We start from the raw sequence: 16,952 nt of genomic DNA, 5'->3' as shown, positions 1-16,952 counted from the left end.
GATGCGGCGAGCTCCGGTGAGGTCGAGCAGAACGGAGAGAACGCATGAGCGGCAACAACTTCGACACGGACACCGCGATACTGGTGCTCGAGGACGGTCGCACGTTCCGCGGCACCGTCTTCGGTGCGGTGGGCCAGACCCTCGGCGAGGCGGTGTTCAGCACCGGCATGACCGGCTACCAGGAGACCCTCACCGACCCCAGCTACCACCGGCAGATCGTGGTGTCCACGGCCCCGCAGATCGGCAACACCGGGTGGAACGCCGAGGACAACGAGTCCGTCGGCCCCACCGGTGACCCCGCCGGCGCGAAGATCTGGGTCGCCGGGTACGTCGTGCGCGACCCGTCGCGCCGCACCTCGAGCTGGCGCGCGGCCGGCTCCCTGCAGGACGAACTCGAGCGGCAGAACATTGTCGGCATCGCCGGGATCGACACCCGCGCCCTGGTGCGGCATCTGCGCACCCGCGGCTCGATGCGGGCGGGTGTCTTCTCCGGCGACGCCCTCGCCGACGACGCCGAGCTGCTCGACCGGGTCCGGAGCCAGCCGTCGATGCTCGGCGCCGACCTCGCCGGCGAGGTCACCACCACCAGCGGCTACGTCGTCGAGCCCGACGGCGAGGCCCGCTTCACCGTCGCCGCGATCGACCTCGGCATCAAGACCAACACGCCGCGGATGTTCGCCGAGCGCGGCATGCGCGTGCACGTGCTGCCCTCCACCGCGACGCTGCACGACATCCTGGACCTGAAGGCCGACGGTGTCTTCCTCTCGAACGGTCCCGGCGACCCGGCCACCGCGGACGGCGCGGTGCACCTGACCAAGGAAGTGCTCGGGCAGGGACTGCCGCTGTTCGGCATCTGCTTCGGCAACCAGATCCTCGGCCGCGCCCTCGGCCTGGGCACCTACAAGATGAAGTTCGGGCACCGCGGCATCAACATCCCGGTCATCGAACACGAGACCGGGCGGATCGCGATCACCGCCCAGAACCACGGCTTCGCGCTCGAGGGCGAGGCGGGCCAGGAGTTCGACACCCCGTTCGGCCGGGCCGTGATCAGCCACACCTGCGCCAACGACGGCGCCGTCGAGGGCGTGCGCCTGCTCGACGGGTCCGCCTTCTCCGTGCAGTACCACCCCGAGGCGGCGGCCGGCCCGCACGACGCCTCCTACCTGTTCGACCGGTTCACCAGCATGCTCGAGGGAGAGAAGAACTAGATGCCACGCCGTACCGACCTCTCCCACATCCTCGTCATCGGCTCCGGCCCGATCGTCATCGGCCAGGCCTGCGAGTTCGACTACTCCGGCACCCAGGCGTGCCGCGTGCTGCGCGAGGAAGGCCTGCGGGTCTCCCTCGTCAACTCCAACCCGGCCACGATCATGACCGACCCGGAGTTCGCCGACTCCACCTACGTCGAGCCCATCACCGCCGAGTTCGTCGAGAAGGTCATCGCCGCCGAGCAGGCCAAGGGCACCCCGATCGACGCGGTGCTCGCCACCCTCGGCGGGCAGACCGCGCTCAACACCGCCGTCGCCCTGCACGAGCAGGGCATCCTCGCCAAGTACGACGTCGAGCTGATCGGCGCCGACTTCGACGCCATCCAGCGCGGCGAGGACCGGCAGAAGTTCAAGGACATCGTCGCCAAGTGCGGCGGCGAGTCCGCGCGCTCGCGGGTCTGCTACACGATGGACGAGGTGCGCGACACCGTTGCCGAGCTCGGCTACCCCGTCGTGGTGCGCCCGTCGTTCACCATGGGCGGCCTCGGCTCCGGCATGGCCTACGACGAGGCCGACCTCGAGCGCATCGCCGGCGGCGGCCTCGCCGCGTCGCCCACCGCGAACGTGCTCATCGAGGAGTCCATCCTCGGCTGGAAGGAGTACGAGCTCGAGCTCATGCGCGACGGCCGCGACAACGTCGTGATCGTCTGCTCCATCGAGAACGTCGACCCGGTGGGCGTGCACACCGGCGACTCGGTCACCGTCGCCCCCGCCATGACCCTGACCGACCGCGAATACCAGAAGATGCGCGACCTGTCGATCGCGATCCTGCGCGAGGTCGGCGTCGACACCGGCGGCTGCAACATCCAGTTCGCGATGGACCCGCGCGACGGTCGTCTCGTGGTGATCGAGATGAACCCGCGGGTGTCGCGGTCGTCCGCGCTGGCCTCGAAGGCCACCGGCTACCCGATCGCGAAGATGGCCGCCAAGCTCGCCATCGGCTACACCCTCGACGAGATCGTCAACGACATCACCAAGGAGACGCCGGCCTGCTTCGAGCCGACGCTCGACTACGTCGTCGTCAAGGCTCCGCGCTTCGCGTTCGAGAAGTTCCCCGGCGCCGACGGCACCCTCACCACCACCATGAAGTCGGTCGGCGAGGCCATGTCGATCGGCCGCAACTTCACCGAGGCCTTCGGCAAGGTCCTGCGGTCCCTCGAAACCAAGCGTTCCGGGTTCTGGACCGGCCCCGAGGTCGAGGCGGCCGATCTCGGCACCCTCCTCGGCGAGCTCGAGGTCCCGCACGACGGCCGCTTCTACGGCATCGCCAAGGCCTTCGAGCTCGGCGCCACCGTCGAGCAGCTGTTCGACGCCACCAAGATCGACCCGTGGTTCCTCGATCAGATCCAGCAGATCGTCGAGCTGGGGGAGACGGTGCGCGCCGCCGAGACGTTCGGGGAGCGGGAACTGCGCTTTTCCAAGCACCACGGCTTCTCCGACCGGCAGATCGCGGCGCTGCGCCCCGAACTCGGCGACGAGGACGCGGTGCGGGCCCTGCGCGAGCAGCTCGGCGTGCATCCGGTGTACAAGACCGTCGACACCTGCGCCGCCGAGTTCGAGGCCAAGACCCCGTACCACTACTCGACGTACGAACTCGACCCGGACGCCGAGACCGAGGTCGCCGAGCAGCGCGAGCGGCCGAAGGTGCTCATCCTCGGCTCGGGCCCCAACCGCATCGGTCAGGGCATCGAGTTCGACTACTCGTGCGTGCACGCCGCCCTGACCCTGTCGCAGGCCGGCTACGAAACCGTCATGGTCAACTGCAACCCCGAGACGGTCTCGACCGACTACGACACCGCCGACCGTCTCTACTTCGAGCCGCTCACCTTCGAGGACGTCTTCGAGGTGTACCGGGCCGAGTCGCAGTCCGGCACCGTCGCCGGGGTCATCGTCCAGCTCGGCGGCCAGACCCCGCTCGGGCTCGCGCGACGGTTGAAGGCCGCCGGGGGGCCGATCGTGGGCACCAGCCCCGAGGCCATCGACCTGGCCGAGGACCGCGGCGAGTTCGGCCGGGTGCTCACCGAGGCGGGCCTGCCGGCCCCGAAGTTCGGCACCGCCACCACCTTCGAGGGCGCCCGCGACATCGCCGCCGGCATCGGCTATCCGGTGCTGGTCCGTCCGTCCTACGTCCTCGGCGGGCGCGGCATGGAGATCGTCTACGACGAGAACGCGCTCGAGAGCTACATCTCCCGCGCCACCGAGATCTCCGAGGACCGGCCCGTGCTGGTCGACCGCTTCCTCGACGACGCGGTCGAGATCGACGTCGACGCCCTGTGCGACGGCACCGACGTCTACATCGGCGGCATCATGGAGCACATCGAGGAGGCCGGCATCCACTCCGGCGACTCGTCGTGCGCGCTGCCGCCGATCACCCTCGGGCGGTCCGACCTCGAGAACGTGCGCCGCTCCACCGAGGCCCTCGCGCACGGTATCGGCGTCAAGGGCCTGCTCAACGTGCAGTACGCCCTCAAGGACGACGTCCTCTACGTGCTCGAGGCCAACCCGCGTGCCTCCCGCACCGTGCCGTTCGTCTCGAAGGCCACCGCCGTGCAGCTCGCCAAGGCCTGCGCGCGGGTCATGATGGGCGAGAGCATCGCCGACCTGCGCGCCGAGGGCATCCTGCCCGCCCACGGCGACGGCGGGCACGCCCCGGTCGACGCCCCGGTCGCGGTGAAGGAGGCGGTGCTGCCGTTCAACCGGTTCCGCCGCGCCGACGGCACCGGCATCGACTCGCTGCTCAGCCCGGAGATGAAGTCCACCGGCGAGGTCATGGGCATCGACGACGACTTCGGCACCGCGTTCGCCAAGAGCCAGACCGCCGCCTACGGTTCGCTGCCCACCTCCGGCTCGGTGTTCGTCTCGGTCGCCAACAAGGACAAGCGGTCGCTGATCTTCCCCGTCAAGCGGCTCGCCGACCTCGGCTTCCGGGTGCTCGCCACCATCGGCACCGCGGAGGTGCTGCGCCGCAACGGCATCCCGTGCGAGCACGTGTACAAGGTGTCGGAGGAGGAACGGCCCGAGGGGGCCCACACCATCGTCGAGAAGATCCGCGCCGGTGAGGTCGACATGGTGATCAACACCCCGTGGGGCAACTCCGGGCCGCGCATCGACGGCTACGAGATCCGCACCGCGGCCGTCGCCGCGAACATCCCGTGCATCACGACCGTGCAGGGTGCCTCCGCGGCCGTGCAGGGCATCGAGGCCGCCATCCGTGGCGACATCGGGGTCCGTTCCCTGCAGGAGATGCACGCCGGGCTCCGGGAGGACCAGGGCAGCCTCCGCGAGGACGCCGGGGCGTCCGGCGGCGTCGGAGGGCTGCGCGACGGACTCGCGGACACGGCGTCGTGACGACGTTCGGGCAGCGTCTGCACGCGGCCCTCGCCGAGCGCGGGCCGCTGTGTGTGGGCATCGACCCCCACCCGGAACTGCTCGCGGCGTGGGGGCTGCCGGTCGACGTCGCGGGCCTCGAGCGGTTCGCCGGGACGTGTGTCGACGCGTTCGCCGGGCGGGTGGCCCTCGTCAAGCCGCAGGTCGCGTTCTTCGAGGCGTTCGGTGCCGCGGGCATCGCGGTGCTCGAGCGCACCGTGACGGCCCTGCGCGGCGCCGGCACCCTCGTCCTTGCGGACGCCAAGCGCGGCGACATCGGCTCGACGATGGACGCGTACGCCCGCACGTGGCTGACCGATGCGTCCCCGCTGGGCTCCGACGCGGTCACCGTCTCGCCGTACCTGGGGTTCGGCGCGCTCGAGCCCGCCCTGCGCCTCGCCGTCGACGGGCGCGGGGTGTTCGTCCTCGCCGCCACCTCCAACCCCGAGGGCGCCCAGGTGCAGCAGGCGCGCACCGCCGACGGGCGCAGCGTCGCGCAGGTGATGGTCGACGAGGCCGCGGCCCGCAACGCCGGCGCCGACACGCTCGGCTCCGTCGGCGTCGTCGTGGGCGCGACCCTCACCCGGGCACCGGACCTGAGCGCGCTGCACGGCCCGATCCTGATGCCCGGGGTGGGCGCCCAGGGCGGCACCGCGGAGGACGTGCGCCGGCTGGCGGGCGACCGCCTCGACGCCGTCGTGCCCAACGTCTCCCGCGAGGTGCTGCGGGCGGGCCCGACGCCCGCGGCGCTGCGCGACGCCGTGTCCCGCACCGTGGACGCGTTCGCCTTCCTGCGGGCCTGACGGCCCCGGACATCCGGCCCGGATCCGGCTCCCGGCTCCGGGCCGGATGTCCGTTCCGGTGCAGGTGGGAGCCCCCCGACACGCTCGTGCGCGGAAATTTTTCCGGGCCGTTTCCGGCGTGGACGCGCCGGCGCCGGCGCCGGCCCGCAGACCGGCACCCGCGCCGGGCCGAACTGCCATCCACAACGCCGCTACCTGCGGCGATGCCGGGTTCGCCGAGGTGAGGGGCGGTGCCTACGTCCCCGGGCCGGACCCGCCCGCGGGCCACGCTGCGGGCGCACTACCGCACGTGTTTTCGAGCCGAAACGCCGGGGGGTGGGTTCGCAATCGTCGTCCGGCGTGAGTACGGTCGCTATCGCCGCTGGTTAACCGGCGGATGAGACTGATTGCCAACGATGAGACGGAGGAACCGTGGCCCTTCCCCAGCTGACCGACGAGCAGCGCGCCGCTGCTCTGGAGAAGGCGGCTGCTGCCCGTCGCGCCCGGGCTGAGCTCAAGGACCGCCTGAAGCGCGGCGGCACCGACCTCAAGCAGGTCCTGGCCGATGCCGAGAACGACGAGATCCTCGGCAAGATGAAGGTGTCCGCCCTGCTCGAGGCCCTGCCGAAGGTCGGCAAGGTCAAGGCGCAGGAGATCATGACCGAACTCGAGATCGCCCCGACGCGCCGCCTGCGCGGCCTGGGCGACCGTCAGCGCAAGGCGCTGCTCGCCAGGTTCGACTTCGACGCCTGAGCGACCGGTGGTAGCTGACGCACACACCGTGTCGGACAGCGGTTCCACGACGCGGAGGGGCCGGCTGGTGGTGCTGGCCGGCCCCTCCGCCGTCGGGAAGTCCACCGTTGTCCGCCGGCTCCGCAGCCGGGTGCCCGACCTGCTGTTCAGCGTGTCGGCCACCACCCGCGACCCCCGGCCCGGCGAGGTGAACGGGGTGGACTACCACTTCGTCAGCCGCGACGAGTTCGATCGGATGATCGAGTCCGGGGACCTGCTCGAGTGGGCCGAGATCCACGGCGGGCTGCAACGCTCGGGCACCCCCGCCGGTCCCGTGCGGGACGCGCTCGCCTCGGGACGCCCCGTGCTCGTCGAGGTGGACCTGACCGGCGCCCGCTCCGTGCGCGCCGCCATGCCGGAGGCCGTGCTGGCCTTCCTGGCGCCGCCGAGCTGGGATGTGCTGGTCGCCCGCCTCACCGGCCGCGGCACCGAATCGGACGAGGTGGTCCGCCGCCGGCTCGAGACCGCCCGGACCGAACTCGACGCCCGCGACGAGTTCGACACGGTGATCGTCAACGAGGACGTCGACCGCGCCTGCGACGAATTGGTATCCTTGTTGGTCGGTCCCCGCGACGATCGCCCCGACCGTCCGCAGCCGATCACGACCTTCCCCGCCTCGAACCCGAATCCCGGGCCCCACCAGAGCTCCGGAACGACACAGGAGAACACCGAGTGAGCAGCACCCAAGCAGCCGTGTCCGACACCGCCGGCCACGACCTGCCGGCCTACGACACCCCGCTGGGCATCACCAACCCGCCCATCGACGAGCTGCTCGAGCGCACCTCCTCGAAGTACGCGCTGGTGATCTACGCAGCCAAGCGTGCCCGGCAGATCAACGACTACTACAACCAGCTCGGCGACGGCATCCTCGAGTACGTCGGCCCGCTCGTCGAGCCCGGCCTGCAGGAGAAGCCGCTGTCGATCGCGCTGCGGGAGATCCACGCAGACCTGCTCGAGCACGCCGAAGGCGAGTGAGCCAGCGCGCCGCGGGCACCGCGGACCACTCGGAATTCGCGCAACGCCGCCGCATCGTCGTCGGCGTCGGTGGCGGCATCGCCGCCTACAAGGCCTGCGCGCTGATCCGGGCGTTCACCGAAAGTGGACACCACGTGCGGGTCATCCCGACGGACTCGGCGCTCGAGTTCGTCGGCCGCGCCACCTTCGAGGCCCTGTCCGGCAACCCCGTGCACACCGGCGTGTTCGCCGACGTGCCGCAGGTTCCGCACGTGCGGCTCGGACAGGAGGCCGACCTGGTGGTCGTCGCCCCCGCCACCGCCGACCTGATGGCCCGCGCCGCCCACGGCCGTGCCGACGACCTGCTCACCGCCACGCTGCTCACCGCGCGGTGCCCGGTCGTGTTCGCGCCTGCGATGCACACCGAGATGTGGGAACACCCGGCGACGGTGGACAACGTCGCCACGCTGCGCCGCCGCGGCGCCGTCGTCGTCGAGCCCGCCTCCGGCCGGCTCACCGGGCACGACACCGGCGCCGGCCGGCTCCCCGAACCCGAGGAGATCTTCGGACTGGCGTCGCTGCTGCTCGAACGACCGGACGCGTTGCCGCGGGATCTGACCGGGCGGCGCATCGTCGTCTCCGCCGGCGGCACCCGCGAACCGCTGGACCCGGTGCGGTTCCTCGGCAACCGCAGCTCCGGCAAGCAGGGCTATGCCCTCGCCCGGCTCGCCGCCCAGCGCGGCGCCGACGTCACCCTCGTCGCCGGGGCGGTGGCCGGGCTGGCCGATCCCGCCGCGGTGGAGGTGGTGCAGGTCCAGACCGCCGCCCAGATGCAGGCCGCGGTCACCAAGCATGCCGCCGGTGCGGACGCGGTCGTCATGTCCGCCGCCGTCGCCGACTTCCGGCCGAGCACCTTCGCCACCAGCAAGATCAAGAAGGGCGCGGGCGAGCCGGAGGCGATCGCGCTGACCAAGAACGAGGACATTCTCGCCGGGCTGGTCGCCGCCCGCACCGAGGGCACGCTGCCGGCGAGCACCGTCATCGTCGGTTTCGCCGCCGAGACCGGCGACGCCGAGGGCGACGTCCTCACCCACGCCCGCGCCAAACTGGCCCGCAAGGGCTGCGATCTGCTGGTGGTCAACGCCGTCGGCGACGGGAAGGCGTTCGAGGTCGACCACAACGACGGGTGGCTGCTGGCGGCAGACGGTTCCGAGACCGCCCTCGCGCACGGCTCCAAGGCGCTGATGGCCAGCCGCGTCCTCGACGCACTGCGCCCGCTGCTGGCGCAGGACCGGTCGTGACCCTGGCAGCGGCGCGCCCGTGACGTCGGGGGCGGCGCGCCCGTGACGTCGGGGGCGCGCCCGTGAGCGAAAGTCTCGCGTCGGCGCGGCCGGAACAGTAGCGTCGCCCATATCGTTCGAGCTAGACACAACCAGTCGAGAGGGAGTTCCGTGAGCAAGACCGGCGGTCGGCTTTTCACCAGTGAGTCCGTGACGGAGGGACACCCGGACAAGATCTGTGACGCGATCAGCGACTCCGTCCTCGACGCGCTGCTCACCGAAGACCCCCGCGCCCGCGTCGCGGTCGAGACCCTCGTGACCACCGGGCAGGTGCACGTGGTCGGGGAGGTCACCACCTCGGCCTACGCGGACATCCCGAAGATCGTGCGCGACCGGGTCCTCGAGATCGGCTACGACTCGTCCTCGAAGGGTTTCGACGGCAACTCCTGCGGGGTCAACATCGCCATCGGCGCGCAGTCCCCGGAGATCGCCGGCGGCGTCGACGTCTCGCACGAGGCCCGCACCGGGGTGCTCACCGACGACGAGGTGGCCCGGCAGGGCGCCGGCGACCAGGGCCTGATGTTCGGCTACGCCTGCTCGGACACCCCGGAACTGATGCCGCTGCCGATCGCGCTGGCGCACCGGCTCTCGCGCCGGCTCACCGAGGTCCGCAAGAGCGGGGTGCTGCCGTACCTGCGGCCGGACGGCAAGACCCAGGTCACCATCGAGTACGACGGCGACCGCCCGGTCCGCTTGGACACCGTGGTGATCTCCACCCAGCACGCGGCGGACATCGACCTGAACAACCTGCTCACCCCGGACCTGCGTACCCACGTCGTCGAGGCGGTGCTGGCGGACCCGAGCCTCGCGGGCCTGGACACCGCCGGCCTGCGGTTGCTGGTGAACCCGTCCGGGTCGTTCGTGCTCGGCGGCCCGATGGGGGATGCGGGCCTGACCGGCCGCAAGATCATCGTCGACACCTACGGCGGCATGGCCCGGCACGGCGGCGGCGCGTTCTCGGGCAAGGACCCGTCGAAGGTGGACCGCTCGGCCGCCTACGCGATGCGGTGGGTCGCCAAGACCGCCGTGGCCGCGGGCCTGGCCGGCCGGCTCGAGGTGCAGGTGGCCTACGCCATCGGCAAGGCCGCCCCGGTGGGACTGTTCGTCGAGACGTTCGGCACCGAGAAGACCGACCCGGCACGGATCCAGCAGGCGATCACCGAGGTGTTCGACCTGCGACCGGGTGCGATCATCCGGGACCTGGACCTGCTGCGGCCGATCTACGCACAGACCGCCGCGTACGGGCACTTCGGCCGCACCGACATCGACCTGCCGTGGGAGAACACCGACCGGGCCGAGAAGCTGCGCGCCGCCGCCGGTCTGTAACCCGACCCCTCGACGGTCCGGGTGGCCACCGACAGGACCGCGGCCGAGACGGATCCGGTGGCGCGGATCCTGCCGCTGCTGCCGTTGCCGCACCTCGACCGCGAATTCGATTACCTGATCCCGCGTGAGCTCGATGCCGAGGCGCGACCGGGCGTGCGGGTGCGCGTCCGGTTCGCCGGCAGGCTCGTCGACGGCTTCCTGCTGTCCCGCGCGCCGACCAGCGAGCACACGGGCCGGCTCGGCTGGCTCGACCGGATCGTCTCGCCCGAGGTCGTCCTGACCCCCGAGATCGCCGCCCTCGCCGACGCCGTCGCCGCCCGCTACGCCGGTACCCGAGCCGACGTGCTGCGACTCGCGGTGCCCCCGCGGCACGCCCGGGTCGAGGCGGAGGACCCGCCACCCGCACCGCCCACCGCGGCACCGGCCGTCGACCGGATCGCCTGGTCCCGATACCGCCACGGCGAGAACTTCCTCGACGCCCTCGCCGCCGGCCGCGCCCCCCGCGCGGCCTGGCAGTCCCTGCCCGGGGAGGACTGGCCCCGTCGCCTGGCCGAACTCGCGGCGGCGGTCGCCGCCACCGGCCACGCCGCGGTGCTCGTGGTGCCCGACCAGCGCGACCTCGACCGGGTCGTGACCGCCTGCGCCGACATGGCCGGCGCCGACTGCGTCGTCGGGCTCGCCGCCGGGCTCGGTCCGGCCGTGCGCTACCGGCGCTGGCTCGCGGCGCTGCGCGGAACCGCCCGCATCGTCGTCGGCACCCGGGCCGCGGTGTTCGCTCCCACCCCCGCCCTCGGCCTGCTCGTGGTGTGGGACGACGGCGACGACCTGCACTCCGAGCCCCGGGCGCCGTACCCGCACGCCCGAGAGGTGGCGCTGCTGCGAGCCCACGCCACCGGTGCCGCCGTCGTCCTGGCCGGGCACGCCCGCACCGCCGAGACCCAGGCCCTCGTCGACACCGGATGGGCGCACGACCTCGCCGCCCCCCGCGACGTCGTCCGTGCCAGCGCCCCCAAGATCACCGCCCTCGCCGACAGCGACCAGGCCCTCGCCCGCGACCCCGCCGCCCGCGCCGCCCGCCTGCCGGCCATCGCCTTCGCCGCCGCCCGCGCCGCCCTGGGCGCCGACCGCGGGGTGCTCGTGCAGGTGCCCCGCCGCGGCTACGTGCCTGCGCTGGCGTGCGCCAAGTGCCGGACCCCGGCCCGCTGCCGGCACTGCAACGGCCCGCTCGCGTTGCCGCAGGCCGCCGGCCCGGACGGTGCCGCGACCCCCGCCTGCCGCTGGTGCGGCATCGCCGACGCCACCCACCGCTGCCACGCGTGCGGTGCTCGTGCCCTGCGCGCCGTCGTCGTCGGCGCCGGGCGCACCGCCGAGGAACTCGGCCGGGCGTTCCCCGGTGTCCCGGTGGTCACCTCCGGTGGGACGGAGGTCAAAGCCACCGCCCCGGCGGGACCGGCGCTCGTCGTGGCCACGGTGGGCGCCGAACCCGTCGCCGCCGGGGGGTACGGCGCGGCGCTGCTGCTCGACGGGTGGGCCCTGCTCGGCCGCGCCGACCTGCGGGCCGCCGAGGAGACGATGCGTCGCTGGCTCACCGCGTCGTCGCTGGTGCGGCCCTTCGCCGACGGCGGCCAGGTCGTCGTCGTCGCAGACGCCGGCATCCCCACCGTGCAGGCACTGGTGCGGTGGGACCCGATCGGGCACGCGCAGTCCCAGCTCGCCGAGCGCGCCGAGGTCGGCTTCCCGCCGGCGGTGCACATGGCCGCCGTCGACGGCACCGCCGCCGCAGTCGCCGACCTGCTGGCCGCCGCGACGCTCCCGCCGGAGGCGGAGGTGCTCGGGCCGGTGCCGTTGCCGCCGGGGGAGCGGCTGCCGTTCGGGGCCGACGATCCCGAGCCGGACGAGGTGCAGCGCATGGTGATCCGGGTGCCGCGCGGCCGGGGCCTCGCGCTCGGCCGCGCCCTGCGTGAGGCGCAGGCCGCCCGCAGTGCCCGCCGCGGCGAGGGGGCGTTGCGGGTGCAGATCGATCCGCTGCGCGTCGGGTGACGGCCGCCACGGCCTCCGGCGCCGCGCGGAGGATCGCCCCGGGTGGCAGGACGGGAAGAACCCCCCGTCACCTGCGGAAAGATGACATGCCGGTGGGGCGCACCTGTGTCACGATAGGTCCCGAGGGGTCGATTCTGGTGACGGGAGCCCGGCTGCGGGCGAGCCGGAGGGAGGGGCCGTGAACGGCGCACGCAGGATTGCCGGGGCGCTGGCCGGTATCGCGGTGGCCGCCGCGGCCGTCACGGGCGCCGCGGCCGTCACCGCCGCGCCGGGGTCGTCGGCGTCCGTACCCGTCGACCCGGGCCCCGTGGCCACCACCCACGCCCAGGCCGCCGGCTACGCCGAGGAGCATCCCGGAACGGCGCCGGCGCGGTCGAACGACTTCGGGTGCGTGCCGTCTCCGGAGCATCCACGACCGGTGGTGCTCGCCCACGGCACCGACTCCAACTCCTACTCGGACTGGGCCGCGGTCGCACCGATGCTCGCCGATGCCGGATGGTGCGTGTTCGCCCTCGACTACGGCAAGGCCGACGGTGCCGACGAGTACGGCACCGGCGACATCCGGGTCAGCGCCGCGCAGCTCGGGACGTTCGTCGAGCGGGTGCGTGCCGGCACCGGCGCCGACGAGGTCGACCTCGTCGGCTACTCGCAGGGTGCGACCGTCGCGCGGTACTACGTCAACCGGCTGGGCGGCTCGGCCGTCGTGGACCGCTGGGTGGGGGTGGCCTCGCCGAGCTACGGCGGCACCTTCTACGGGCTCGGCGCCGCGGTCGTGGCCGCTCCGGGCGCCACCGGCGCGGTCGAGGACTTCTTCTCGGTGGCCCTCGCGCAGCAGCTGCAGGGCTCCGAGCTGCTCACCGAGCTCAACACCCCGGTCGACACCGTTCCCGGCGTCCGCTACACCACCATCGGATCCCGCGTCGACGAGGTCATCCAGCCGGCCACCAACGTCGCGTTGCGCGGACCCGGGGCGGTCAACCTGATGATCCAGGACCTGTGCCCACCGGATCAGACCGGGCACTTCAACATGGTGTACGACCCGTTCTCGCTCACCGTGATCCGGCACGCCCTCGACCCCGAGCGGTACGCCCCCGGCGAGTGTGTCCCGGTGCGGCTCGGCACGGGCATCCCCGAACTGATCATCGAGAGCAACTCCTGAGCCGTTCCGTCCCCGGGGCGTGTCCGGTACCCCGATCATGGGTATGCGGGCGGCACGAGCCCCTGCGGACGACGGTCACCGGCGCCCGGGACGGCGCGCCGAAGGGAGGTAGCGGTGAACGCCCCCTCGCTTCCGGCCCGGGCTCTCGCGGTGATGCGGGCGCCGCAGCTCGTGCCGCCGCGGCAGTACCTCCGGGTGGCCGCGCGGTGCGGGTACCTCATCGCGCTGGTCGGCACCGTCGTCACGATGGGCATCCCCGCCGACCGGGTGTACCAGGCGGCCTGGATCGTCGCCGGGCTGATCGCCTTCGCGATCGACCGGCCGTGGCGCGGGCACGTGCGCGTCGTCGTCGACTGGTTGCCCCTGGTCGCGGCGCTCGTGGTCTACGACCACACCCGTGGCATCGCCGACGAACTCGGCCTGCCCGTTCGAATACACGAACTGGTCGCCGTGGAGAGCTGGCTGTTCGGCACGGTCCCGACGGTGTGGCTGCAGGAACGCCTGCTCGGCGCGGACGGGGAGCGGCCCGGCTGGACGATGCTCACCTCGGTCGTCTACCCCAGCCATTTCCTCGTGCCGTGGTTGCTCGCGGCCGTGCTGTACCTGCAGTCGCGGGCGCGCTGGGCCGGATACATGCGACGGGTGCTGCTCCTGTCGTACTTCGGGCTCATCACCTACATCCTCGTGCCGGCGGCCCCGCCGTGGTATGCGTCCGAGGTGGGCGTCCTGCCGGAAGGCGTCGGCCGGGTCACCGGCTTCGGGTTCGGCGTAGTGCCCATCGACGTCGGCACCCGATGGTTGGAGGCGCAGGGCAACCCGGTCGCCGCGCTGCCGTCGCTGCACTCGGCATTCGCCCTGCTCGTGGCGGTCGCCCTGTGGCCGATCGCGCGGCGCGCCTGGATGCGGGCCCTGCTGGTGGCGTTCCCGCTGGCCATGGCCTTCACGCTCGTCTACGGCGGCGAACACTACCTGGTCGACGTGCTGCTCGGCTGGGGTTACGTCGGGCTCGCCGTCCTGGCCGCCCGAGCCTGGGAGGCGCGCCGCGGGGCGCGGCGTGCCCCGCAGGTCAGTCCACCTGCTCCAGCGGCATCGCCAGCGTCACCCAGTCGTGCAGGCCACCGCGGTAGTACGCCAGCGCGGACGCCGGGTACCCCGCCTCGAGCAGCTCCCGGATCGCCATCGGGGACTGCGGACACTGCGGGCCGTTGCAGAACAGGATCGACACCCGGGACGGATCGAGCCGGTCCCGCAGCTCCGTGATCCGGCCGTGCGGCAGATTGATCGCGCCCGGAATGGACCTGCCCTTGCGCGAGTCCGGGACCCGGGTGTCGACGAGCACCGCTCCGTTCGCGACCAGCTCGGTCAGTTCCAGCTCGCCGACGGTCACCACCCCGGGCGCGCACTGCAGCGGCTGCAGCTCGCCCCACGTGGTGTCCACCAGGACCACGTCCTGCTCCTGCGCCGCCGGCCAGGGCACGCCCGCGGGATCCGCCGAGCGCACCCGGGGGGACCGTTCCATCCGTTCTCGCGTCTCTGCCATCGGCTCAGCCTATCGACGCGGCCCGACGGGTGCCGGGATTCGTCACGCCCGGCCCGGCCCGTCGGGTTCGCGGACGGCTGTCACCGCCCGCAGGCCCGGTCCCTAGACTGAGGGCACCATTCGTCGTCGAGATCCGGGAGCAGCATTCGTGAACAGTTCGGTCGGCCCAGCACGGTCCTCGTCCCGGGGCCGGGGCCTCGTTTCCCGCCCGCGGACGGGCCGCTGACGTGCGGCTGGTGTTCGCCGGGACCCCCGAACCGGCCGTACCGGCCCTGCGCCGCCTGCTCGACTCGCCGCGCCACGAGGTGGTCGCGGTCGTGACCCGGCCCGACACCACCGCCGGCCGCGGACGGCGGGTCGTCCGCTCGGCCGTGGGGCAGCTCGCCGACGAACACGGCATCGAGGTCCTCACCCCGGAGCGGCCCCGCGACCCCGACTTCGTCGCCCGGCTGACCGAACTCGCCCCCGACTGCTGCCCGGTCGTCGCCTACGGCGCGCTCATCCCGCAGCCGGTGCTCGACATCCCGAAGTTCGGCTGGGTGAACCTCCACTTCTCGCTGCTGCCCGCCTGGCGCGGCGCCGCGCCCGTCCAGGCCGCGCTCGCCGCGGGGGACGAGGTGACCGGCGCGAGCACGTTCCGGCTCGAGGCGGGCCTGGACACCGGCCCGGTCTACGGGGTGGTCACCGAGACGATCCGGCCCGACGACACCGCGGGAGATCTGCTCGCCCGGCTCGCCGACTCCGGAGCCGTGCTGCTCGAATCGACCCTCGACGGCCTCGAGGACGGGATGCTCACGGCGGTGCCCCAACCCCCGGACGGCGTCTCGCACGCCCCGAAGGTCACCGTCGAGTCGGCTCGGGTGAGCTGGGACCGTCCCGCACACCTCGTCGACCGCCACATCCGTTCGGTCACGCCCGCACCCGGGGCCTGGACGATGATCGGCGACCTGCGCGTGAAGCTCGGACCCGTGACCGGCACCGACGAGACCCTCGCGCCCGGGCAGATCCTGGCCCGCAAGGACGGTGTCCTCGTCGGCACCGGCAGCACCGCCGTGCGACTCGGGCAGGTCCAGCCGCCCGGCAAGAAGACGATGGCGGCCGCGGACTGGGTTCGCGGCGCCCGCCTCGACCCGGAGGTACGCGCCCAGTGACCGAGTCCCGCCGCCCCGCCCGCCGGTCCCGCCGCGGGCCCGGGGACCGCAACAACAAGCCCCGGCAGGCCCGCCGGCCGTCGCCCGCCGAGGCCGGCCTCGACCAGGCTCGGCTCGCCGCCCGGGACGTGCTGCGCGCCGTCCGGGAGCGCGACGCCTACGCCAACCTGGTGCTGCCGGCGCTGCTGCGCGAGCGACGACTCGACGGGCGCGACGCCGCCCTGGCCACCGAGCTGACATACGGCGCCGCCCGCGCCCAGGGCCTGCTCGACGCCGTGATCGCCGCCTGTGCCCACCGGCCCGTCACCGAGATCGACGGGGCGCTGCTGGACACCCTGCGGTTGGGCACGTATCAGCTGCTGCGGACCCGCATCGCCCCGCACGCGGCCGTCGCGACGAGTGTCGACATCGTCCGCGGCGAATTCGGCCACGGCAAGTCCGGCTTCGTCAATGCGGTGCTGCGCCGCGTCGCGGAGAAGCCGGAGGAACAGTGGATCGCCGAGCTCGCCCCCGACCCGGCTCGCGACCCGGTGGGACACCTGGCCTTCCGGTATGCGCACCCGGAGTGGATCGCGAAGGCCTTCGCGGTCGCGCTCGGCCCGGACGCCGGGGAGCTCGAGGAGGTGCTCGCGGCGGACGACGCCCGACCGGTGGTGCACCTGGTGGCCCGCCCGGGGGTGATCACCGCGGAGGAACTCGCGCTGGCCACCGGTGGCGAGATCGGGCCCTGGTCGCCCTACGCCGTGCATCTCGATGCCGGCGGTGATCCCGGCAAGCTCGACGCCGTGCGCGAGGGCATGGCCGGCGTCCAGGACGAGGGCAGTCAGCTGGTGGCGCGGGCGCTCACCCTCGCCCCGCTCGACGGACCCGATCGGGGCCGGTGGCTGGACCTGTGTGCCGGCCCGGGCGGCAAGGCCGCCCTGCTCGGCGCGCTCGCCGACATCGACGGCTTCACCGTCGACGCCGTCGAACCGGTCGAGCACCGCGCCGAACTGGTCCGCAAGTCCACCCGCGGCCTCCCGGTCACGGTGCACGTGGCCGACGGCCGCGAGCCCGGCCTGGGGGCCGGCTACGACCGCATCCTGGTCGACGCGCCGTGCACCGGGCTCGGCGCCCTGCGTCGCCGGCCCGAATCCCGGTGGCGGCGCAACCCCGGCGACGTCGCCGAGCTGGTGCGGTTGCAGAAGCAGCTCCTCGCCTCGGCGATCGGGCTGCTGCGGCCGGGTGGGGTGGT

At 73.2% G+C, this 16,952-nt stretch carries 13 protein-coding genes and 1 pseudogene; 13 read left to right on the top strand and 1 reads right to left on the bottom strand.

The window, feature by feature from the left end; translation table 11 throughout:
* The first annotated feature begins 44 nt into the window (after positions 1 to 44).
* The 11 genes from carA (at position 45) to OEY_RS31215 (ending at position 14,287) form a co-directional block, all read left to right on the top strand.
* Complete coding sequence (gene carA / locus OEY_RS0117470) at positions 45 to 1,208, top strand: glutamine-hydrolyzing carbamoyl-phosphate synthase small subunit (protein WP_010595128.1); 1,164 nt, start codon at positions 45 to 47, stop codon at positions 1,206 to 1,208.
* Entirely contained in the window at positions 1,209 to 4,616 is a 3,408-nt protein-coding gene (gene carB, locus OEY_RS0117465; protein ID WP_010595127.1) for a carbamoyl-phosphate synthase large subunit, read from the top strand.
* On the top strand, positions 4,613 to 5,437 hold the full coding sequence (gene pyrF, locus OEY_RS0117460) for an orotidine-5'-phosphate decarboxylase (RefSeq protein ID WP_010595126.1): 825 nt from the start codon (positions 4,613 to 4,615) through the stop codon (positions 5,435 to 5,437). The genes carB and pyrF overlap by 4 nt, the downstream gene beginning before the upstream one ends.
* Positions 5,438 to 5,848: 411 nt before the next feature.
* Positions 5,849 to 6,169: an integration host factor, actinobacterial type gene (gene mihF / locus OEY_RS0117455; RefSeq protein ID WP_003935409.1), complete on the top strand. Its 321-nt coding sequence runs from the start codon at positions 5,849 to 5,851 to the stop codon at positions 6,167 to 6,169.
* Between the two features lie 67 nt (positions 6,170 to 6,236).
* Complete coding sequence (gene gmk / locus OEY_RS0117450) at positions 6,237 to 6,884, top strand: guanylate kinase (protein ID WP_010595125.1); 648 nt, start codon at positions 6,237 to 6,239, stop codon at positions 6,882 to 6,884.
* Complete coding sequence (gene rpoZ / locus OEY_RS0117445; RefSeq protein WP_003935406.1) at positions 6,881 to 7,183, top strand: DNA-directed RNA polymerase subunit omega; 303 nt, start codon at positions 6,881 to 6,883, stop codon at positions 7,181 to 7,183. The genes gmk and rpoZ overlap by 4 nt, the downstream gene beginning before the upstream one ends.
* Positions 7,180 to 8,463, top strand: a complete 1,284-nt coding sequence (coaBC, locus tag OEY_RS0117440) for a bifunctional phosphopantothenoylcysteine decarboxylase/phosphopantothenate--cysteine ligase CoaBC (protein ID WP_010595124.1) — start codon at positions 7,180 to 7,182, stop codon at positions 8,461 to 8,463. Before rpoZ ends, coaBC begins: the two co-directional genes overlap by 4 nt.
* Before the next feature lie 150 nt (positions 8,464 to 8,613).
* Positions 8,614 to 9,828 (top strand): methionine adenosyltransferase, encoded by a 1,215-nt coding sequence (metK, locus tag OEY_RS0117435; protein WP_010595123.1) that lies wholly within the window; start codon positions 8,614 to 8,616, stop codon positions 9,826 to 9,828.
* A gap of 21 nt (positions 9,829 to 9,849) precedes the next feature.
* Entirely contained in the window at positions 9,850 to 11,868 is a 2,019-nt protein-coding gene (locus OEY_RS0117430; protein ID WP_010595122.1) for a primosomal protein N', read from the top strand.
* A gap of 178 nt (positions 11,869 to 12,046) precedes the next feature.
* Complete coding sequence (locus OEY_RS0117425; protein WP_010595121.1) at positions 12,047 to 13,027, top strand: esterase/lipase family protein; 981 nt, start codon at positions 12,047 to 12,049, stop codon at positions 13,025 to 13,027.
* A gap of 114 nt (positions 13,028 to 13,141) precedes the next feature.
* Positions 13,142 to 14,287 (top strand): phosphatase PAP2 family protein, encoded by a 1,146-nt coding sequence (locus OEY_RS31215; RefSeq protein ID WP_010595120.1) that lies wholly within the window; start codon positions 13,142 to 13,144, stop codon positions 14,285 to 14,287.
* On the opposite strand, the pseudogene OEY_RS31210 reads toward OEY_RS31215, so the two are convergent.
* A pseudogene (locus OEY_RS31210) lies at positions 14,187 to 14,546 on the bottom strand (rhodanese-like domain-containing protein); the annotation flags it as partial. The gene OEY_RS31215 and the pseudogene OEY_RS31210 sit on opposite strands and share 101 nt — an antisense overlap.
* Before the next feature lie 248 nt (positions 14,547 to 14,794).
* Between OEY_RS31210 and fmt the strand changes: the two are divergent.
* Both fmt and OEY_RS0117405 read left to right on the top strand, forming a co-directional pair.
* Positions 14,795 to 15,718, top strand: a complete 924-nt coding sequence (gene fmt / locus OEY_RS0117410) for a methionyl-tRNA formyltransferase (protein ID WP_010595118.1) — start codon at positions 14,795 to 14,797, stop codon at positions 15,716 to 15,718.
* Positions 15,715 to 16,952: RsmB/NOP family class I SAM-dependent RNA methyltransferase (locus OEY_RS0117405; RefSeq protein WP_010595117.1), on the top strand; the 1,238-nt coding region annotated here is incomplete at its 3' end. The genes fmt and OEY_RS0117405, both read left to right, overlap by 4 nt.

Source organism: Rhodococcus sp. P14 (genome assembly GCF_000256505.1).
Classification (GTDB): Bacteria; Actinomycetota; Actinomycetes; order Mycobacteriales; family Mycobacteriaceae; genus Rhodococcus; species Rhodococcus ruber.
The sequence above is the reverse complement of the archived record's forward strand: the minus strand, read 5'-3'. Positions and strand labels throughout refer to the sequence as shown.

Excerpts from the sequence above, each read along its gene's own strand:
- carA (WP_010595128.1), top strand. The coding sequence starts at position 45 with ATGAGCGGCAACAACTTCGACACGGACACCGCGATACTGGTGCTCGAG.
- carB (WP_010595127.1), top strand. The coding sequence starts at position 1,209 with ATGCCACGCCGTACCGACCTCTCCCACATCCTCGTCATCGGCTCCGGC.